Source organism: Sphingobacterium phlebotomi (genome assembly GCF_008180195.1).
GTDB classification, from domain to species: Bacteria; Bacteroidota; Bacteroidia; order Sphingobacteriales; family Sphingobacteriaceae; genus Sphingobacterium; species Sphingobacterium phlebotomi.
Genome location: NZ_VTAV01000001.1, coordinates 365845 through 388642, shown reverse-complemented (window position 1 = coordinate 388642; position 22798 = coordinate 365845). Strand labels below are relative to the sequence as shown.

The 22798-nt window shown below is 43.1% G+C and carries 13 protein-coding genes; 10 read left to right on the top strand and 3 right to left on the bottom strand.

Annotated elements, in window-relative coordinates; translation table 11 throughout:
• Position 1: 1 nt before the first annotated feature.
• From FXV77_RS01440 to FXV77_RS01430, 3 genes are read right to left on the bottom strand one after another with little or no spacing between them, the layout of a single operon-like run.
• Positions 2-1585, bottom strand: a complete 1584-nt coding sequence (locus FXV77_RS01440) for a glycoside hydrolase family 28 protein (protein WP_148917439.1) — start codon at positions 1583-1585, stop codon at positions 2-4.
• Complete coding sequence (locus FXV77_RS01435) at positions 1582-3120, bottom strand: MGH1-like glycoside hydrolase domain-containing protein (protein WP_148917438.1); 1539 nt, start codon at positions 3118-3120, stop codon at positions 1582-1584. The genes FXV77_RS01440 and FXV77_RS01435 overlap by 4 nt, the downstream gene beginning before the upstream one ends.
• 10 nt (positions 3121-3130) lie before the next feature.
• Positions 3131-5881 carry an alpha-d-galacturonidase gene (locus FXV77_RS01430; RefSeq protein WP_148917437.1) on the bottom strand — a complete coding sequence of 917 codons (2751 nt, stop codon included), beginning with the start codon at positions 5879-5881 and terminating at the stop codon, positions 3131-3133.
• A gap of 300 nt (positions 5882-6181) precedes the next feature.
• Between FXV77_RS01430 and FXV77_RS01425 the strand changes: the two genes are divergently transcribed.
• The 10 genes from FXV77_RS01425 to ilvB all read left to right on the top strand — a co-directional run bounded on the left by FXV77_RS01425 (position 6182) and on the right by ilvB (position 22788).
• A complete protein-coding gene (locus FXV77_RS01425) occupies positions 6182-6778 on the top strand; it encodes a hypothetical protein (protein ID WP_148917436.1) in 597 nt (198 codons plus the stop codon).
• A gap of 373 nt (positions 6779-7151) precedes the next feature.
• Positions 7152-10397 carry a SusC/RagA family TonB-linked outer membrane protein gene (locus FXV77_RS01420; RefSeq protein ID WP_246162145.1) on the top strand — a complete coding sequence of 1082 codons (3246 nt, stop codon included), beginning with the start codon at positions 7152-7154 and terminating at the stop codon, positions 10395-10397.
• Between the two features lie 32 nt (positions 10398-10429).
• Positions 10430-11920, top strand: a complete 1491-nt coding sequence (locus tag FXV77_RS01415; protein ID WP_148917435.1) for a SusD/RagB family nutrient-binding outer membrane lipoprotein — start codon at positions 10430-10432, stop codon at positions 11918-11920.
• A gap of 195 nt (positions 11921-12115) precedes the next feature.
• On the top strand, positions 12116-14605 hold the full coding sequence (locus FXV77_RS01410; protein WP_148917434.1) for a phosphocholine-specific phospholipase C: 2490 nt from the start codon (positions 12116-12118) through the stop codon (positions 14603-14605).
• Between the two features lie 11 nt (positions 14606-14616).
• Positions 14617-16026 carry a calcineurin-like phosphoesterase C-terminal domain-containing protein gene (locus FXV77_RS01405; RefSeq protein ID WP_148917433.1) on the top strand — a complete coding sequence of 470 codons (1410 nt, stop codon included), beginning with the start codon at positions 14617-14619 and terminating at the stop codon, positions 16024-16026.
• 335 nt (positions 16027-16361) lie between these two features.
• Positions 16362-17864, top strand: coding sequence for a F0F1 ATP synthase subunit beta (gene atpD, locus FXV77_RS01400; protein WP_148917432.1), 1503 nt, complete (start codon positions 16362-16364; stop codon positions 17862-17864).
• Position 17865: 1 nt separating this feature from the next.
• Positions 17866-18114 (top strand): ATP synthase F1 subunit epsilon, encoded by a 249-nt coding sequence (atpC, locus tag FXV77_RS01395; RefSeq protein WP_148917431.1) that lies wholly within the window; start codon positions 17866-17868, stop codon positions 18112-18114.
• A 321-nt stretch (positions 18115-18435) separates the two neighbouring features.
• Entirely contained in the window at positions 18436-19326 is an 891-nt protein-coding gene (locus FXV77_RS01390; protein ID WP_148917430.1) for a branched-chain amino acid transaminase, read from the top strand.
• Positions 19310-21010: a dihydroxy-acid dehydratase gene (gene ilvD / locus FXV77_RS01385; protein ID WP_148917429.1), complete on the top strand. Its 1701-nt coding sequence runs from the start codon at positions 19310-19312 to the stop codon at positions 21008-21010. The genes FXV77_RS01390 and ilvD overlap by 17 nt, the downstream gene beginning before the upstream one ends.
• 35 nt (positions 21011-21045) lie before the next feature.
• Entirely contained in the window at positions 21046-22788 is a 1743-nt protein-coding gene (ilvB, locus tag FXV77_RS01380) for a biosynthetic-type acetolactate synthase large subunit (RefSeq protein ID WP_148917428.1), read from the top strand.
• The last annotated feature ends 10 nt before the right edge of the window (positions 22789-22798 follow it).

Sequence of the window (22798 nt, the reverse complement as noted above, 5' to 3'; positions counted from 1 at the left end):
ACTATTTCTTTTGTACGTCAACGTTGTTGGTTACGACAGCGGATGCCGTATTACCTGTTACAGTCTGTTGCACATTTTTAAGATTATTGCTGTGTATAAAGATGTCTTTATTATCATCTCCTATAAGTTCCAAAAAGGTATTTGTACCGGCACTAGGAAAATTCTGCTGGATATTGGCATCGGATACACCCTCAAACACTAACATCGGACGGTCTTTCTTTGGCGTATTGTTTTGGATCCCAGTTAGATTCAACACCTCAACATTCTTTGCCTGAATGAATGGTTCATTTTCCACATCCACCTGCACATTGTTAAACAATATCTTCTTCGCATTTTCTATTTCAAAGCCGGACTTCGCCTGCATACTGATGTTGTTAAAGCTAATATTTTCTATAGGCATCTCGTCGAGTCCCCGTATTCGGCTCACCCGGTTGGTGGTTCCACTCATATTGCTGATGTGAATATTCTTGAATTGAGGCGTGCGTTCACTAACTGGTTCTGGATCTGTTTTCGCATATTGTGTATCCATTACAATCGCTTGATCGCGAATATTACGCATCACGATATTGCTTACACGAATATTTTCGACAACACCACCACGGCCTCGAGCTGTTTTTAAGCGGATGCCCCGGTCAGTTCCGTCGAAGATACAATTGGAAATGACGATATTCTTCACCCCGCCTGACATTTCACTTCCAATTACGACACCACCGTGTCCACTTAACATCGTACAATTCGTAATGGTATAGTTCTCTGCAGGAACATTGACCTTACGGCCGGAACGATCTTTCCCAGATTTGATGGTAATACAATCGTCTCCTACCGAAATATGACAGTTGGCAATATGCACATTGCGACAGGATTCCGGATTAATACCGTCCGTATTTGGCGAAGGCGGGTTTTCTAAGGTAACCCCATCTATGGTTATGTTATCACAATACTGTGGATTCACGGTCCAGAAAGGAGAGTTTTGTATTTTTATATCCTTAATTTGCACGTTTTTGCACCGCAGAAACTGGATGAAAGGCGGGCGCAAGAAACCGCGCTCAACCCAACCCGGTAGATCGGGAGCTAGCACGTCTTTGTTCAACCGTTTGAATTCCTTTTGCCATTTTGTTTGTTCGCCTTCTTTTTGCTCGCGGATGGTCACCTCCGAATATCCCCACCATTTTTTTCCATGTCCATCAATCAGTCCACGACCGACAATAGCAATGTTTTCAAGATCTGTTCCATAAATCAACGGAGAGAAGTTGGTTACTTCCGTACCTTCCCAGCGCGATTCCACCATGGGTAAATAATGATCAAAGTCGTCACTGAAATGCAACTCCGCACCGGCGTCGATAAAAAGGGTGATGTTGCTTTTAAAATGTATCGGTCCAGTAATATACTTTCCCGCAGGGAAGTAAACGGTCCCGCCCCCCCTACTTGCGGCGGCATCAATGGCTTTGCCAATCGCATCCGTATTCAATCCTGTACTGTCGTTACTCCCGCCGTAATCCAATACGTTATAAAACTGTTGCGCTTGTGCCGATATTCCCATTGCCGCTACAAACAGCCATAATACAATAATTCCTTTCTTTATCATTTCAACTTAACTTTTATCGATTTTAATTTTTTAGATTGTGCGACACGCTGGCCGTCTGCAAATACGGTCAGACCTTTCCCTTTGCCATATTTCGTTCCATCGACATCCCAATAGATATCGACGGTTTTATTTTTATAAGGCACGCCCTGCAAGGTAAAAAAAGCCCATTGTTCTTGTGGGATAAGAGGTTTTAATTCAAAACTGTTGTCAAGTTGTGGCTTAAAGCCAACGAGATCTTGAATAATAACATCAGCAAACGTGGAATGGTTATAGAATTTACTACGCGGGTTGTCTCCTTTCAGCCAAAATCCGGTAACTTCATCTTGATATTCGCCGATGTATGCTTTGCCATCCATCACATGCGATGCAGCGTACTGCTGTACTGCTTCATAAAAATCAGCCTTCGTGATGGCATTTTGATGTTTGTAATCGGCGAGAAAGTTCGCCATACCCCGTAGGGTCTGACTACTGGCGAATGGCCATATCGCACCATCCCATTCACAACTATGGCCGGTTCCACGTGTCCGGAAAGTAGGTTCCCTGCGTTCTGCGGTTGTCAATCCCCAAGGCGCCTTGAATCCGGCCGTATCGATCACTTGCGTCCAAGCTTCTGCGTACGAGCGTTGATCGGGTACCGCATGAAAACCCCAAGGAATAAAGCCTATTGCCTCCCTCGCCGCATGTAGCTCGCCTGATGCTAACCGGGTCTTAAAAAAGCTATCTTTCTCATCCCACAGGGAATCCAACAAAAGTGTCTGCATGCGCTCGGCTTTTACATCGTAGTTTCGTGCCAGGCTATCATTGCCTGCCATTTGGGCAATAGTGGACAAGGCGCGCGCATTGGCATACATATAACTGTTAATGGTAGGTCGCATGTTTTCTACATGACGCCCGCCGGACACGGATTCTTCCATACCATCTTTCACATCATGCTGCCAAAACAGTCCGTTATCCAACTGTCGCTCCTCTTCCCATTTACGATAGTCTTTATCTAAATCGTTCAACCGGCTCGTCAAATATTCCCTGTCATTATCTACCATATAATACGCCAATAGCGCATCGGGCACCCAAGAACTAAATTGGTGGAACCGCGGTCTTTTCTCTCCTTCATCCGCATGGTAGATAAAAAAGTCAGCATACTCTTTCAGAAAATCGCTGTTCCGCAGCCATCTGCCCTCGTATATATGATGTCCTAGTGCACAACTGATGGAATTGTATTTTCCAGCGTGGGATACCGGTTCGATGAACTCCGTTACTATCGTTCCGTCTGGGGTTTCCTTGATGTGCTTTCTAAAAGACCACCACCGGAAATAATATGTCTCTTCGATAGCACTGTCTGGACAAGCAAATAATGGAATGTTTTCTTTCATCCATGCCGCAGAGCTTTTGTTATCAATCTTATTGATAACCGCTTCGTTATCCTGGCTATTAAATTTATGGACATAGGTATCGAGCTTCAAATTCAAATCTTCCTGAGCCGCGAGCGCGCCCGGCAAGAGGAACAGCAGCATACCTGCAAGTATATTTCTTTTCATCGCTATTTAATTACAGTTTAGTTTCCTCATAATAACCAAAAAGGTCGTCCATATCGTCACCCTGGTTGTCTACATCGGCGTTATAAGCGTGCTGAAGCTCGTCATCTGCTATAAAACCCAGAATCAATGCCTCTCCTTTTGGTATTTTCAGTTCATTCTTCCCTTTAGGAAAGGAATAGGTATGGATATCCAACATGGGCATATATTGTATGCGCAAGGCGTTTCGCACTTTCGCTTCCGCCTGCCCATAATCATTCGCAGACGCATCTATCTCCAATACAGGTTTAGGAGCAAATACTTTGTCTGTATTATTAAAATATCCCACCAAAACTTTCACATTTTGATCACTTTCAAACGGCAATATGGTACCATGCAGCTTCTGCTCTTCCGAATTAATCATCACAGCTTTCATCCCTTCCAGCTCGTTTGCCAAGTGTGTTACCACTAGTTCTTGATCCAAATGCAATTTGGCACCTTTCTTTAATTCGGCATATTGCACATCTGCTTTTACATGAACTTCCTTCTCCCGAAGTAATTTACGTTCTTTTTTGGGTTTACCTGCTGCTAATGCTATCGAATCGATCGCCTGTTGAAAATTTTTCAGTTCGGTTTCAAAGACAGGCAACATTTCTGTCCAGTGTTTAAAGGTAGCATCTACACCCCGCATCGGAATTTTCCGTTGCTTGGTTTGCATGCTATTCGCATACAAATAGGTATCCGCCGTCAAATCCGTCAACTTTTTATAGGCATCGACACTTCTTTCGAAGTCGGGCAACGCTTTCCGAAGTGACTCCACATTCTCCGTATACTTGTATTCCAATAATTGAATCGCCGCTTTTACTTTGAAGCTGTAATGTTCGGCCATTGCTTGATGGATGTAAACATCATTTAACAAACGCTGAAACTCCTCTTTATTTTTATTGGCGGCCTGCTGTATGCCTTGTATGGCCTGTACCGCTTTGGCGGCATGTGCAACAATCTCGTCAGCAACACGCATAGGTGTTTCGCCGATGTGCTGCTCGCCTTTAAATTGCTTTTCGGCATAGTCGATAATCATTTCGCCTTCGGGTGCTTCTGATTCGTAAAGTAAGGTAAAGAGACCGTAGCGATACGGATTGATCAATTGTGTCATCAGCATCCCTAAGGAGGACGTCTGCCGATTACCGTCGGTAATACCGAAACGCCGAAGTATTTTAGGCGATATTTCGCCGACTTCGTCTAATGCTATTAGCAAATTTGCGGCTTCCGCCTCGGAGAGACCATAATATCCACTCAACGTAGACGCCCAGTAAGCTTTTTCTTCGCTTTCCGAACGGTTAGCTTTCCATGCGTAGCGTGCCCAAGCTTTGTACCACATCCAATCGCGTTCCACTTGCAGCAAGCGTCTCTCCGTCTTGTCTGCTGTGTAAGGCCAATCCCAATAGGAAGCCTGCGGATATAGATGAAGACCATTAGAAAAATGGATATCATGCATCGATTTCACCGATTTCTGTATAAAATCGGGTGCGGCATAACGAAACGGCTCGAGATTCGCCAGAATATGTACGTTCTGTATATGCACGGTACCGATACTTCCTAGGGTCTGATGTAATTCAGCCCATTTCCCACGCGTTTCGTACGTGGTCAGTGCCTCTCCGTTAAATTTAGCCGCCGTATATAAGTTCTTATAGATCGGCAATGCAGCTTCCATCACCGCGGGTGCGTCTGTATCATGCGCTCTTAAGATAATAGGCGGTTCTAAAGCACTGTTTATAGCACGCAGACCATCTTTTACACCCGGAATTATCGTTTTTGTAAACCAGTCAATGTCGTCCTGCCCTACACCTTCCATCGCTTCTCCCAGTGTGACCAACAAGCCCACATTGGGATATTTCTCCACAAATGCGGCAATGGATTTACGGGTATAATCCTCGATCAGTGGTGTGATGATCCGGTTTCTTTCTTGGGTTTTCAGACCATGCTTATCCGCAAAAGGCTTGGGCAATAGAATATTGTAAAACATTTGAATAACCCAAATCCCACGTTTATTTGCTTCTTCGGTTAAGAAACGGTAGATTTCTTCATTCTTTGCAAACGTTGCATCATCAACCTCCAAGGCGTAAGGATAATCCTTTAGTTTCACCAGAGAGGAAAAGGGATGTCCGTTCCATAGATACAAACTATTGTATCGGTTTTCGAGCATCATATCTAAATATTGTATCCAAAGTTCTTTATCATAGAACCATGGAAACAAGTCTTCGGTATAAGGATATTCGTATACATCACGGCCTGGTAGATATTCCGTTTTCTGCAAACCGATAGCCGTACCACGAAGCACCATCTCCGGCGCATCGGTATAGGAAACCGGATTATTATCGTAAAACGCTTTCTTTGATGCTTCTTCACATCCATATAGCAGCCCCGTTTCGTCTTTTCCAACAATAATCAACGGTGATTTATTATCTTTTCTATATATAAGGAATGATTCTTGGCTTTTTAGGCTTTCTAACAGCGTTGCAGGCACAAACTTTTCCCAACGTTCTGTTGTCCCTAGTACACCCAGTACAAGATCATCTTTTTTCAATGGCGTTTTTGCAAAACGGAACACCGATGATGGCTGTCCTGTCGCTGCTACCATTTTATCGACCGCATACTGTAGACGTTGTTCATTCGCCACAGCATCTTCCGCATAGAGGATACGGACAGGCCCAGCAATTAAATCCGCCAGACCTGCCAATCCATATAAGCAAAACACTAAAATATACGTAAAAAAAACTTTCATCTTCTTCTTTTCCCTTAAAACCCTAAACGCTAACGCACGTTTATATTGGTTATTCAAAACAACAATTAAAATCGCTATTTTTCCTCTGTATAATTATCTTATTATTACACAATGTTATCATCTAAACCTATCACAACATGAACGTTACAGATAAAAGAAGCGAACATACTACAGTAAATACGTTAATATTAATCTTTTCCTGAAGTATAATTGTTTATTTTTTTTGCAAATCCCTTATTTATTTTCCAACTTTAGCTTTCCATTAAAGGAAGCAATATATTTTTAGTTATTTCAAAAATTATGTTTAAAAAACTCTTGTTTTTCGCTTTTATCGTATCTTCAACCACTCTTTTCGGACAAAATAAACGGATGTTGCCATTTGCTATCCAAGAGGGAACGTTGAATGAACAATTCAACAATCTCAGCAATATGTCCCGGTCGCAGAATGTTGATTTTAAACTCATTCGGAGAACAAACCTGGACATTGTAAGGGCAAATGTATTGGATTCTATCTCCCGCTACCAAAAAGAGATTGCCTCACTCAAGGCAAATTCTTCGTCATCGACAGGTACCATCAGTGCCCTCCAAGATTCCGTCACCACATTGGATGCCGCATTGCAAGCTGAACAACATAAAACGAATAGCATTTCTTTTCTCGGTATTGATTTTTCAAAAGGATCCTATCACACCATGGTGTGGAGCATTATTATCGTCTTCGTTTTGGCATTCTTAGTAACATTAGCTTCCTTCAGAAAAGCAAAAGTGGACACAAACGAGCATAAGAAAACTTCAGAGCAATTGCAGGAAGAACTGCAAGCATTACGCAAGAAATCACTGGAAAAAGAGCAGCAGCTAAAACGTCAGTTGCTCGACGAGCAGATGAAGCGGGGTTCGTAAAAAAAACCATATTTCAAGTCGTTTTTCCCTAGTCGAGCCACTCCTAAAGGAGTGGCTCGACTTTTTATATTTTAATAACCTTTCCTTAACATTACCCTAACACGTCATTCCTAGTATTGCAACAGCGTTATAACACACTTTGGCAAACTATGTTACTTTATTGTTTCGCAATACCATCAAAAACTTTCGTTTTGATGCGATTTTCTGTTATTTATTTACGTTTTGTTTGTGTAAACAACTTTTTGTTTTTAATATTGTACGAGGAGCTACCTATTTTTCTAGCTAAATATTGATATACAATAAACAACGATAATAAACGCGGTAAACAAAAATATTTAATACGCTGATCAAGATAAATTATTAAAACAACAATATGATGAGGACTTTACGCTACGAAAGAGGAAAACGCTTTCATATAATTTCCAAGAGAGGTTGTATGCTACAGCTATCTGCGTTCCTATTATTCGCTCCGTTTGTATCAGCGGAAGCAAATAATACTGAACGAACGCACATCAGCCAACAAAACCAGGAACAAATGACAGTTCAGGGAACGGTTCGCGACCAAGAAACTAACTTGCCCTTATCGGGGGTAACTATTTCCAGCCAAGGAAAATCATTAGGCGCAACCAACGAATCGGGTGCTTTTTCTATTCAAGTAAGCCGGGGGGCGAATGTTACTTTCGCATTAATTGGGTATAATGCGCACACCGAACAGATTAATAATGGAGGGACACGTACGATACAGTTAGCCACCAGTTCGCGAGAAGTAGAAGAAGTTGTCGTAACAGCACTCGGAATTGAAAGAGAAGCCAAAGGCTTAGGATATGCCATATCGACGGTCAAAGGAGATGAATTGACGAATGCTGTCAGTAACAATTGGAGCGACGGATTGAAAGGAAAAGTAGCAGGTTTGAACCTGACCCAGGCAAGTTCAGGTCCGATAAATTCTACGCGCATTAACTTGAGAGGCGACCGTTCGCTATCGGGGAATAACGAGGCGATGATCGTCATCGACGGTATCCCCATGGTTAACGGAAAATTGAGTTCGGGCGTAAACGACGCGTATGGTGTAGGCGGTGCCGACGTTCCCATTGATTTCGGCAATGGCCTAAGCGACTTAAACCCCGATGATATCGAATCCATCTCGGTACTAAAAGGAGCCGCTGCAACTGCATTATACGGAAGCCGTGCCGCCAATGGAGCATTGATTGTAACGACTAAATCCGGAACAACAAAAAAGGGACTGGGCATCAGTTTCAACTCAAACAGCAGCATTAACGACGTTTTACGTTGGCCAGATTTCCAGCATGAATATGGACAGGGTGCCAATCAGCGAAATGCGGACGGCGAGCTGTATTATTCATACCAGGACTCAGAGGACGGAACCCACAACGGTGCGACATCAAGTGCGTTCGGTCCAAAGTTTGCCGGGCAATCCTATTTTCAATACGATCCGGCAACCGGCGAACAGTCGGCTACCCGACTTCCGTGGGTTCCATACAAAAACAACGTCAAGGATTTTTGGCGAACGGGTTCTACTTTCATGAACAGTCTCGCTATAGAGGCCGGGACAGATAAATATACCGGAAGATTCTCTTTAGGACACACAAAAAATGAGTGGATTATGCCGAATACAGGTTTTGAACGTATCGTTGTATCTGCCAACAACCGGTTTGAAGTAACCGATAAACTCTCCGTCTCTTCCAGAATATCGTACACGAATAAAACCAGTGACAACCTACCGGCAACAGGGTATAATAACCAGTCGATTTCCTATTTTATGATCTTCCAAAACCCAAATATCGATCTCGATGTTTACCGCCCAAGATGGCAGGCCGGACAGGAATATATCCAGCAGATACATCCGTTTAGTTCTTTTATCGATAACCCTTTCATTATTGCCAATGAGATGACCAACGGTTTAAAAAACCATAATATTGAGGGGAACGTGCAATTGAATTATCAATTCAATGACAAATGGGATGCCATGATCCGCTCAGGGCTGAACTACCGACAGGACTTCCGGGATAATAAACGCCCGTGGAGTACGGCGCAATATCCACAAGGTATGTATAAAGAACAAGATGCGATGTGGATGGAACATAATACCGACTTCTTAGTCAATTACAACGAGCAACTGAGCGACAGGATTAAGATGACACTTGGTGCCGGAGGAAATATAAGGAAAGAAGAAGGCCGCTCGAAAAGTGTTACGGCAGACGGATTAATGTTGCCGAACATATTCAAGCTCTCCAATGCATTAAACAATTTATATGTGCAACACAACAAACTGGAAAAGCAAGTGAACGGTCTATATGGATTAGCCAACTTCTCTTTCGACGACAAGATATTTGTTGACCTTACCGCCAGAAACGACTGGACGTCTACCCTTCCCAAAGGCAACAATTCCTATTTTTATCCCTCTATTAGTTCAAGCTTTATTTTGTCCGATATTTTCACGTTGCCCAAAGCGGTGTCTTTCGCAAAACTCCGACTGTCTTATGCGCAAGTAGGAAATGACACCGATCCATATCAACTTTACAAAGTATATACGCAAAGTGTATTCCCCGGATCGGTTACGCCTCCGAGTACGAGAAATAACGCCGAGCTAAAACCAGAAACTTCCAACTCTTTTGAATCGGGAATCAACTTTTCTCTGTTCAACAACCGCTTGACGGCAGACGTGAATTATTATTATAACACGACAAACAATCAAGTATTACGCGTGCCTGTAGATATCACTACTGGCTATAGCTACGCTTTTATAAACGGCGGAAAGATCCGGAATGACGGAGTTGAAATTATGCTAACTGGTCATCCCGTGCGCGGTGATTTCAGCTGGACACCGACTATTACTTGGGCAAAGAACAACAACAAGATATTAGAACTAAGTGATGAAATCGAAGGCCAGCAACAGATTATTATGACGAGCGGAACCGCATCTATAGTCGCGGTCGAAGGAGGTACAACCGGCGACATTTGGGGTGCTGGTTTGGTCAGAAATGAAGATGGTCAAGTTATTTTTGATGCCTCATCTGGGCATTCTGTTAGATCTCCGATGAAATATATCGGGAACGCCTATCCAGCATGGCGCGGTGGCTTTCATAACGAGTTTCGTTACAAAAACTACATGCTTAGCGTTTTAGTTGACGGGCAATATGGCGGTATCGTATACTCGCAGACACACCATAAAATGACAGAACAGGGAAAGCTAAAACATACGTTACCAGGTCGTGATGAAGGATATATAATAGGCGATGGTGTTATCCAAAATGCGGATGGCAGCTACTCGCCCAATACCACTCAGGTTCCGGTACAGTCCTATTATGGAGACTATTACCGTAGAGCCAATATAGAAACCAATAGCTTGGACGCTTCGTATCTAAAGCTACGTGAGGTTCGTCTCCAGTATACTTTTCCGCGCGAAGTTACCGAGCGCATGCGTTTGTCAGGGTTATCTGTTGCGCTTTACGGTCGGGATCTTTTGCTGATATCGAAGTTCCCTATATTTGATCCGGAGACTGCTGCGCTTAACGGGGCCACTATTATGCCCGGAGTGGAAATGGGACAGCTTCCGACACCCCGTACATTTGGTTTTAATCTGAATTTAACGCTATAACATATAAAGGCATAGCATTTAACAAAAAGATCATGAAAAGTATTTTTAACACCTATATTCTTCCGGCAACCCTAAGTACCGTATTTATGATGTCCTCTTGTAGCCACTTTGAAGACATGAATGTAGACCCCAACAATATAGATGTCGTTGTGCCAAACGCCTTAATGAACCCATTACTTTACGATATGGGTACGTTCAGCAGTAACCGGAACTACGACTTCACCTGGCAGCTTATGCAGGTTGGCTTCCCCTACCCGGCAACCGCAACAGGAGTCCACCGCTACGATATTACACCGACAGCGGGAAACGGCACATGGAACAAGGGATACACTTGGCTCCGCAGCATCAGAGAAATGGAAGAGGCTGCCATTAATACCGACCAACCGGTATACCTCGCCGTTGCCAAAACACTTCAAGCTTACAGTATAGGCATGCTCACGGATGCTTTTGGGGATGTTCCTTTCAGCGAAGCCATCCAATTGGATGATGGAATCTCTACCCCAATATTTGATGAACAAGAAACGATATACCGAGCACTCATTGATGGCTTGGAAGAGGCTAACGATATTTACGCCACTACCGAGAGTGAAATGTCGAATAACGACATATTGTTTGGTAACAGCGGAGACAACAATGAGAATATTACTACAAAAGAAAAATGGAGAAAGTTCAATAACTCCTTATTGATGCGCTTACTTTTACGCACAAGTAAAAGAACAGAAATGAACAGCTACGATCGATTAAAGGAAATTATCGAAGCTCCAGACAAATACCCTGTTTTCGAAAGCAATGCTGACGCCGCCATACTAAAGATTAGTGGTCTGAGTCCTTTTAATTATGCTTGGAACAGACGACAGGATTATACGCTTACGATTACAAAAGCTGAGTTTTTTGTAAACATGCTGAATGATTACGAAGACCCGAGACGACCTTTCTTTATGAGTAGGGCGCTTTCTGTCCCTGAAAAAGAAGATCTTGGGTATAAAGGCATTCCGGCAGCCCACGCCCCGGCAGCCACTTTTCCATTCACCCCCAGCATCCCCAACCCGGATCTGATGATACCGGAATCACTCGGAACGGTTGTCCATGAAATTATCATGCCTTATGCCGAAGTCGAATTTATCAAAAGTGAAGTATATCTTCACTTCGGAGATTTGAATAACGCCGAAGAAGCCTATAAAAAAGGAACCATAGCAGGCATTACCCAATGGATTGGCATACCGTCTCCTGGTGAAGCTTACTTTGAAAATCCGTTAACATCTTTTAACGGAACGTTGGAGCGGATCATGAATCAAAAATATCTTGCATTGTACATGTGTGATTACCAACAGTGGTTTGAGCACCGTAGAACAGGATACCCTGTTCTTCCAAAAACAGAGTATATGCTCCACGGTGGCGAAATGCCAAAACGGTTTATGTACCACGACAGGTTATCGATAACCAATCCGGAAAATTACCGAATCGCATCCGATAAACTAGAGCATGGAGATTCTCCATTATCTAGAGTCTGGTGGGAAAAATAAAATAGCACATTGTAATCATAAAAATAGAGGCGTTGGTTTTAACGCCTCTATTTTTTTATGTTCTCTGCTGCACAAAACCTTATAACGTAAAAAAACCGTTATAAAACGAAAAAAAACGAAATACTTTCTGATATTAGCAAAACGGGCTGGTATAATATATAATACAGGGCAAACAAGAAATTAAACCGAAATACGATGAACAATCAACGAAGAGATTTTCTAAAAAAGGCATTATTGCTTACAGGAATGGCGGGAATCGAACACACTATTCCAGCTGCAATACAGCGGGCCCTAGCCATTGAACCGATACCTGGAAGTACATTTATGGATGCGGAACATGTCGTTATCTTGATGCAAGAAAATCGATCCTTTGATCATGGATTTGGTGCACTACAAGGCGTAAGGGGTTTTAACGACCCTAGGTATATACGACTTCCCAATGGAAATCCGGTTTGGTTCCAACCCGATAAACAAGGCAATACCTATGCTCCATTTCGGCTAAATCTAATGGATTCCAAATCGACGTGGATGGGTGCGGTACCTCATTCCAGACATAGCCAAGTAGATGCCTTTAATGCAGGCCATTACGACGGTTGGATCGAAGCCAAACGAGTGGGAAAAGATTATTCCAATATGCCGCTGACAATGGGGTATTACAATAGGCAGGATATTCCATTCAACTATGCGCTGGCCGATGCATTTACGATTTGTGATCAACATTTTTGTTCAGCAATGACCAGTACCTGGCCCAATCGGTTTTTCTTTTGGACCGGCACGGTAAGAACAGAACAGCACAAAAATGCCAAAGCCGAAATGCGGAACGAATTACCTTTTGGCGCGGGAAAATGGCCAACGTTCCCCGAACTACTTGAAGATGCCGGAATCCCATGGAAAATTTATCAAAACGACGTGAGCTGCGGCGGCGGTTTTAGTGGAGAAGAACGCTCTTGGCTTGCTAGTTTTAGCTGTAATCCACTCGAACGATTTCAGAAATACAATGTTCAGTTTTCCGATCGCTATGTCAAAAATCTAAGCATACAAGCTAATAAATTGCCAAAGGAAATTGCCGATCTTGAAAAAAAGCTACAAAAAATACCGCGCGAAGATAAACAATATAGTAAAGTGCAGCATGCCCTAGACCAGAAAAAAAAGGTCTTAAAAAATGCCGAACAAGAGCTAAAAACCTGGTCTCAATCCAACTTCGACAAACTTCCTCAACGAGAGAAAAACCTTTATCAAAAGGCTTTTATCACCAATAAAAATGATCCAGATTATCGTCGTCTCGACAAACTCCAATATACGGATCATAAAGGCAAAAAACAGGAAATGGATATTCCAAAAGGCGATATACTTCACCAATTTCGGCAAGATGTGCAACGGGGAGAATTACCTACGGTATCCTGGTTAATACCAGCACAGCGTTATTCGGACCATCCCAGTTCACCTTGGTATGGATCCTGGTATATCTCGGAAATTATCGATATCCTCACCCAAAACCCCAAGGTTTGGCAAAAAACCATCTTCATTTTGACATACGATGAGAATGATGGCTACTTTGATCATATCCCTCCCTTTACACCCCCAAACCCTTATGTGGCCAATAGCGGAAAATGCTCTGCAGGGATAGATCCGGCTATAGAGTATATCACAGCAGAACAAGAACTCGCAGAAGGCAGGAGTAAAAAAACAGCCCGCACAGGTCCAATCGGGTTAGGCTATCGGGTTCCCCTGATAGTCGCATCGCCATGGAGCAAAGGAGGTAAAGTTTGTTCACAGGTATTCGACCATACGTCCACTTTACAGTTTCTGGAAAAATTCCTGAGCCATAAATTTAACCGTGCTATCGCATCAAACCAAATCAGCGATTGGCGGCGGACGATTTGTGGTGATCTGACATCTATATTTAGCAGCGTCAATCAAGAGAAAGCAAACGATAAACTTCCATTCCTAAACCGCGATTCCTATTTAGAAAACATCCACCAAACACAACATAAGGCACTACCGACCTTTGGACAGCTTACAGCATCGGATTTAACAACAGGTAAAGCGCATCCACATCATGTCGCGCTCATGCCCAAACAAGAGAACGGAATACGTCCTTCATGCCCTTTACCTTATGAATTATACGTCGAGGGAAAAATAGCAGGAGAAGCATTTGACCTGGGCTTGCATGTCGACAACGCTATTTTTGGTGACAGAAGTTCCGGCGCGCCTTTTACAGTATATGTGGATGGAACCATACGCCAATATGCCGTCAAGGCTGGTGACACCCTCTCCGATAGGTTTACCTATACCCCAAGCCAAGGAATTGATCTACACGTACATGGTCCTAATGGTTTTTTCCGACGTTTTAAAAACAAACATAAGTCCGTTCCCGTATGGCCATCTTTGAGATATGAACGACAGGACAAAAACTTCACAGGAAAGATTCAGTTATTGCTCGAAAACACGTCACACGAAACAATACAGCTATATATACGGGACAAAGGCTATGGGCAAGAAATAAGAGAGATACATGTGGCTGCTGGAAAGCGACACGTAGAACTCGTCGATTTACAAGCCAGTCAACATTGGTATGACCTTGAAATAACCTTAAACGGCTATCCAGATTTTCTTTGGGCCTACGCCGGACGAGTTGAAACAAACCATTTGGGATATACAGATCCACAGATAGCACAAGTATAAATTAACTGAATATGAATAGAAGAAGTTTCTTAAAATCATCCGGATTACTCATTGGCGGACTTTATCTTTCGGGTAAAGCTTTCGCCGTTGTATCGCCACAAGACAGCGGAAAGTTAATCAAGGGGCGGATCAGGGCACGCCGAAAAAATATTGCTAATGCGATTGTATCCGACGGATACAATGTGGCCGTAAGCGACAGAAGGGGAAGATACACCTTACAGCTGCACCACAATGCGAAGCATATTTTCTTATCGAATCCATCAGGCTATAACATAAAAAACGTGCATGGTTTCGCGGCTATTTACCGTTTACCAGACAGTGGGGCGTATAATTTTGAGTTGGAAAAAACGACCTATAACGATCATCACCACTATTTCCTCGCCTTAGGCGACCCACAGATACGGGATAAGGAAGACGTTCGGCAGCTTCGGCAAGAATCGCTTCCGGACATAGCACAATTTCTCGCATCCATGCCCAAGGAAAAGTTTCACGGCATCAGTTTGGGAGATTCCATTTGGGACACACCAAAGTTGTGGCAAGATTACAAAGAAACGATAGGCAAGGTAGGCATCCCCTTCTTTCAGACGATCGGAAACCACGATAAACAGGAAGTGACCGCTAATGAATCCGATGACGCAGCACTATTTAAAGCGCATTTTGGCCCCTCCTATTATTCGTTTAACCGAGGGAAAGTACATTACGTGGTATTAGACACCATTCGTTACACCCGCATCAAGCAATACGACGGTCACATCAGTGCCGAACAACTTTCCTGGCTGAAAAAAGATCTGCAGCACGTCCCTAAAGACCACGTGTTAATCATTAGCGTGCATATTCCGATCTACAATAGCGTAAAAAACCGTGATGAACTGTATGCTCTTTTTGAGGACTTTCAACAGATTCATGTTCTTTCCGGTCATACCCACCGAAACACGAACCATGTTAACGGAAATATATATGAGCATACCCATGCGACACTTTGCGGTGCCTGGTGGACAGGACCGGTTTGCACAGACGGCACCCCCCGCGGTTATGGGGTCTTTGAAGTGGATGGAACATCGGTAAACTGGTTTTATAAATCCATCGGTAAAGATCGCAATTACCAATTCCGTAGCAGCGTCCAAAAACTCAGTGGAGGCATGAACCGCATCATGGTGAATGTATGGAATTATGATCCTGCGTGGAAAGTGATTTGGTTTGCCGACGGTGTTGCCAAAGGTGACTTAGAGCAAACCAAAGGTTTCGATGAACTGGCTGTTTCCCTTTATAAAGGAAAAGAACGACCAAAAGAACGCAGAGCCTGGGTTGAACCTGGACGGACAGATCATTTGTTTTACACCCAAACCGATGCTAAAACAGTGAAGATTGTCGTCACTGACCGATTTGGCAATGAATATACGGAAGATATTCAACTCGCTTAACCGCTCAATACAATTGAACTATACACCATTGCACTATCTCTCCTTAACTTTATAGGTCGCATCAAAAATTTTGAAATCTGTAGAAACTCATGCTTAGTATTACCCTATCCTTTCAAAACTATTCTCGATGCGGGAAAGGTGCGGGGTAGAGGGACGCATCAAATTTTTAAGCGACGACTTTTTTTGTTTCTTTTTTTGAGAGAAAAAAAGAAAAATAAAATATTATCAATAAGCGTTTTGCTTTTAATAAGATATAGCTTATTTTTGCATTCCAAAATGCGGATGTATAAAATCATTTGCTGTAAATTGATTAATAATTATTTAGTCCCTATAATATGCCCAATATTGGTAAAATAGCGCAGATTATCGGCCCAGTAGTTGACGTCAACTTCGCCGACAATGACAATCTTCCGAAGATTTACGACGCCTTGTATATTGAGAAAGACAATGGCCAACGCATCGTTTTGGAAGTTCAACAACACTTAGGTGAGGATCGTGTTCGTACTATCGCCATGGATGCAACCGAAGGTTTGGTTCGCGGAATGAAAGTGTTCGACACTGGTGCTCCGATTAAAATGCCTGTTGGCGAAGAAATCAAAGGTCGTGTATTCAACGTCGTTGGAGGAGCGATCGATGGTATCCAAGATTTGGACACAACAAACGGACGCCCTATCCACGCGGAACCACCTCGATTCGACGAATTATCGACCGAATCAGAAATATTGTTTACAGGTATCAAAGTTATCGACTTGCTAGAACCTTATGCAAAAGGCGGTAAAATTGGATTATTTGGTGGTGCCGGGGTAGGAAAAACGGTATTGATCCAAGAATTGATCAACAACATCGCCAAAGGGCACGGTGGTCTTTCCGTATTTGCAGGTGTTGGAGAACGTACGCGTGAAGGAAATGACCTATTGCGGGAAATGCTTGAATCAGGCATTATCAAATATGGTGAGCACTTCATGGAAGGCATGGAAAAGGGCGAATGGCCTTTGGACAAAGTGGACCAAGAATTGCTTAAAGATTCAAAATGTACATTCGTTTTCGGTCAGATGAATGAGCCTCCTGGGGCACGTGCTCGTGTAGCATTATCGGGACTCACCGTAGCGGAATACTTCCGCGACGGAGATGGACAGGGTCAAGGACGTGACGTACTTTTCTTTATCGACAACATCTTCCGTTTTACGCAAGCAGGTTCGGAAGTATCAGCTCTTTTGGGACGTATGCCATCTGCTGTGGGTTATCAACCAACCTTAGCAACAGAAATGGGTTTAATGCAAGAGCGTATTACCTCTACTAAAAACGGGTCTATTACATCAGTACAAGCGGTATACGTACCTGCCGATGACTTAACTGACCCTGCGCCAGCGACAACTTTTGCCCACTTGGACGCAACAACAGTATTGTCGCGTAAAATTGCTGAATTAGGTATTTACCCTGCGGTTGACCCCTTGGATTCAACTTCTCGCATCTTGACGCCAGCAGTATTGGGTGACGAACATTATAACACGGCACAACGCGTAAAAGAAATTTTGCAACGTTATAAAGAACTTCAAGATATCATCGCTATCTTGGGTATGGATGAATTATCAGAAGAAGATAAGTTGACCGTTCACCGCGCACGTCGTGTACAACGTTTCTTATCACAGCCATTCCACGTAGCAGAACAATTTACCGGTTTAAAAGGTGTACTTGTTGACATCAAAGATACGATCAAAGGTTTCAATATGATTATTGATGGTGAAGTAGATGAGTATCCAGAAGCTGCATTCAACTTGGTAGGTAACATTGAAGAAGCTATCGAAAAAGGCAAAAAATTGTTAGCGGAGGCTGTTTAAGATGAGATTAACGATTATTACTCCAGATAAATTAGCATACGAGGGCGACGCTACAGCTGTAACGGTACCTGGTAGCGCCGGGTCTTTTCAAATTTTGCAGGATCACGCTCCTATCGTATCTACTTTAGAAGATGGAAAAGTTATTATTCGAGATGCACAAGGCCAGACCGTTTTCGTCATTAAAGGTGGGGTTGTAGAAGCTAAAGACAATAACATTACTGTTTTAGCAGAAGGAATCGTGGAAGAATAATAGTTTAAAAATACATTTAATTTATGTAGCCCACGGTTTAAAAACTGTGGGCTATTTTTTTCAACTCTCATACCCTTTTTTACCATTTTAAGCAGAATTTTGGTCTTTTTTGGTAAAGACAACATTTTGAAACACTATACCGATTTTAATTTTAGTCTATGAACCTCAAAATTTAAAATTAATATAAAACAATATATCAAAATAATATTCCATAAAAATAGATAAATTAAAATAATAAACTTTTTAAAAATACTTTGTTTTGCTATTGTAAAGAATTTTTAATAGCGCTAACTTGACCATAGTGAAATTGAGGGAGACACTATGCAGTATTATAATCAAGACACTTACATTTATTTGGACGAAGATTTTGTAAAGGCCACAGATGCCGGAGTAGATCTGTTCGGCCAATCGTTGCATTATGGGTATGGGGCTTTCGAAGGGCTGAGAGCTTACAGTACGCATCATGGCACGAGAATCTTCAAGGCAGAAGAACATTTCAAGCGTTTACAACGTTCATGTGAAGCTATTAACCTTCCCTATCAGTGGAATAATCAAACATTAATAGAGAAAACATACGCATTATTGGAAACCAACAACCTTCGGGCGGCATATATACGTCCGCTAGTGTTTTCCGGTTCAAATATGCACCTCACTTCGGCAAAAGATGCCCACATTATGATTGCGGCATGGGAATGGGGACCATATCTAGGGCAAAACCTTCTCCGCGTATGCACTTCTATGATTCAGCGCCCCAATCCGAAGTCATTTCGGATAGAGGCAAAAGTCTCAGGGCAATACATCAATGCTATCCTCGCTTCCAGTGATGCCATCAAACAAGGATTTGATGAAGCGCTCATGTTGAGCCAGGATGGGTATATCGCACAGGCCTCCAGTGAAAACCTCTTTATTGAAAAGGACTTTAAATTATATACCCCTCCATTGGATCATGTTTTTCCGGGTATCACCAGACAAACCGTCATTGAACTATGCAAGGAGTTGAATATTGATGTGATAGAGAAAAAGCTGACTATCGAAGACGTTCACGGAGCGGACAGTGCTTTTTTATGTGGTACCGCAGCCGAAATCATCGGCATCAAAGAGGTAGACGGCGTTATTTACAAAGAAGACTGGGAACACACTATCGGTGCATCCATTCAAAGGAAATATAAAAAATTAGTTTTAGAAGAAGAGAATTATGAAGTCATCATCTGACACGAAAAGTGTAATGAACAAGTACAGTCGCATCTTTACACAAGATGAAACACAACCTGCAGCAAAAGCTATGCTGTACGGGATTGGGCTTACGGACGCTGATATGGACAAAGCGCAAGTCGGTATTGCCAGTATGGGGTATGATGGGAATACCTGCAACATGCACTTGAATGATTTAGCCCAATTGGTAAAACAAGGTATTTGGGGCAGTGATTTGGTCGGGCTTACATTTGGAACAATCGGCGTAAGCGATGGTATGAGCAACGGTACAGACGGAATGCGCTATTCGTTAGTATCACGTGACGTCATTGCAGACAGTATCGAAACCATCTGTGGTGGTCAATATTATGATGGCGTGGTCGCTATCCCAGGGTGCGACAAGAACATGCCGGGCGCCATTATGGCGATGGGTAGATTAAACCGCCCCGCTATTATGGTATACGGAGGCACGATTGCGCCGGGCTATTATAAAGGTGAAGAATTAAATATTGTATCCGCTTTCGAAGCTTTGGGCAAAAAAATCGCAGGCACGATTTCGGATGAGGATTACGACGGTGTTATTCGTCACACTTGCCCTGGCGCAGGTGCATGTGGGGGGATGTACACCGCCAATACCATGGCATCCGCTATTGAGGCTTTGGGGATGAGCCTACCCTATTCCTCTTCTAACCCTGCCGTATCGGAAGAGAAAAAGAAAGAATGTTTGGAAGTGGGAAAATATATGCATACGCTTTTGGAAAGAGATATCAAACCCTCCGATATTATGACGCGCAAAGCTTTCGAAAATGCGATGCGTCTGATTGTTGTTTTGGGTGGATCGACAAATGCAGTATTGCACTTTATAGCGATAGGTAAAGCAGTAGATGTTGATATCACAGCAGATGATTTCCAACGCATGTCTGATGAAACGCCTGTATTAGCAGACTTCAAGCCATCGGGCAAATTCTTGATGCAAGATTTACAACAATACGGTGGCACGCCCGCCGTCATGAAATATCTATTGGATGAAGGTCTATTACATGGCGACTGTTTAACCGTTACTGGAAAGACCATCGCAGAGAACTTAGCGGATGTTAAATCTATTATGGACTATGACCAGGATATTGTGCAGCCATTGGATAATCCTATTAAAAAAACAGGCCATTTACAAATTCTATACGGAAACTTGGCAGAACAAGGTTCTGTAGCCAAAATTTCTGGTAAGGAAGGAGAAAAATTTAATGGCCCAGCTCGGGTGTTTGACGGAGAACAGGATTTGGCAAAAGGCGTTGCTTCGGGACGCGTTAAACCCGGCGATGTTATCGTCATCAAAAACGAAGGACCGAAGGGTGCACCCGGTATGCCGGAAATGCTGAAACCAACCTCTCTGATTATCGGAGCAGGTCTCGGGAAATCTGTTGCATTAATTACCGATGGTCGTTTCTCCGGTGGAACGCACGGATTCGTCGTAGGCCACATCACGCCTGAAGCATACGAAGGTGGCCTTATCGGCCTCGTCCAGGACGATGACATCATTGAAATCGATGCAGTAAACAATACCATTAATGTAAAACTGTCGGATGAAGAGATTACTTCTCGCAGGGCGAAATGGAAGCAACCGGCATTAAAAGTAAACAAAGGTGTATTGTATAAATACGCAAAAACAGTTGCCAATGCTTCACAAGGTTGCGTGACAGATTTATAAAAAGTAGTGATACAAATATTTCTAATAGTAAAAAAATGAGTACACTGGAAAAAACACGATCAAAGCCACAAGAGTCCAAAGCGACAACGACCCAAATCAGCGGGTCACAGGCCGTATTGGAAGCTTTGATTCAAGAAGGAGTAGATACCCTATTTGGTTATCCAGGGGGGGCAATTATGCCTATATACGATGCTTTATACGATTATAATGACAGATTAAACCATATCTTGGTCCGTCATGAACAAGGCGGAGTCCATGCAGCACAAGGCTATGCCCGGACGTCTGGACGTGTCGGTGTCGCATTTGCGACAAGTGGTCCGGGAGCAACCAATCTGGTGACTGGATTAGCTGACGCCATGATCGACAGTAATCCAATCGTATGTATTACGGGACAAGTGTTTGCTTCGTTATTAGGAACAGATGCTTTCCAGGAAACGGACGTCATCAATATCACAACACCGGTTACCAAATGGAACTATCAAGTTACCGATGCTACGGAGATCCCGAGTGTATTGGCAAAAGCATTCTATATAGCACGAACCGGACGTCCTGGCCCCGTTTTAATTGATATTACTAAAAACGCACAAATACAACTGTTTGATTATAAAGGCTATGAAAAATGTGACCATGTTCGTAGCTACAGACCCAAACCAATTGTGCGTAAGGAATATGTAGAAAAGGCTGCCGAACTCATTAATCAAGCGAAGAAACCGTTCGTATTGTTCGGACAAGGTATCATTTTGGGTAAGGCAGAACAGGATCTCAAAGACTTCATTGAAAAAGGCGGTTTTCCGGCAGCAACGACCGTCATGGGATTGAGTGCATTGGAAACGGATCATCCATTGCATGTTGGTATGCTCGGTATGCACGGGAATTATGCGCCCAATGTCATGACCAATGAATGTGATGTATTGATCGCCGTAGGAATGCGCTTTGACGATCGCGTAACCGGCCGATTGGATAAATATGCCAAGCAAGCAAAAGTCATTCACCTGGATATTGATCCGGCCGAAATCGACAAAAATGTCGCTACGACCGTACCTGTATGGGGCGATTGTAAAGAGACGCTACCTATGCTAACGGAACTGCTCCAACAACGTGATCACAGCGCGTGGCTAGCGGAATTCCGCGAATTAGAGAAAAAGGAAGTTAAGGAAGTCATCCAGGATGAATTGAACCCGACATCGGATATCATGACGATGGGGGAAGTGATTAAGGTTTTAAATGAATTGACCGGGGGCGATGCCGTTATCGTAACAGATGTGGGGCAGCATCAAATGGTTACTTGCCGCTATGCAAGATTTAATAAATCGAAGTCGAATGTTACTTCTGGAGGATTGGGTACGATGGGCTTTGGATTACCTGCAGCTATTGGCGCATGGTATGGAACCCCAGAGCGTGATGTCGTTGCTATCATTGGCGATGGAGGCATCCAGATGACGATCCAAGAACTGGGAACGATCATGCAATTCGGCGCGAAAGTCAAAATTCTCATCCTCAACAACGAGTTTCTAGGTATGGTACGCCAATGGCAGCAGTTATTTAACGATAAACGTTACTCTTTTGTCAATATAACGAGTCCGGATTTTGTGACCGTGGCAAAAGGTTATCATATTGAAGGGAACAAAATTTCCGAACGGAAAGATCTACACGCAGCATTGAAGGCTATGCTCGATCATGATGGATCTTATTTATTGGAGATTATGGTCGGCAAGGAAAACAATGTTTTCCCTATGGTCCCACAAGGCGCATCAGTATCGGAAATACGTTTAAAGTAAAAATGCAAAT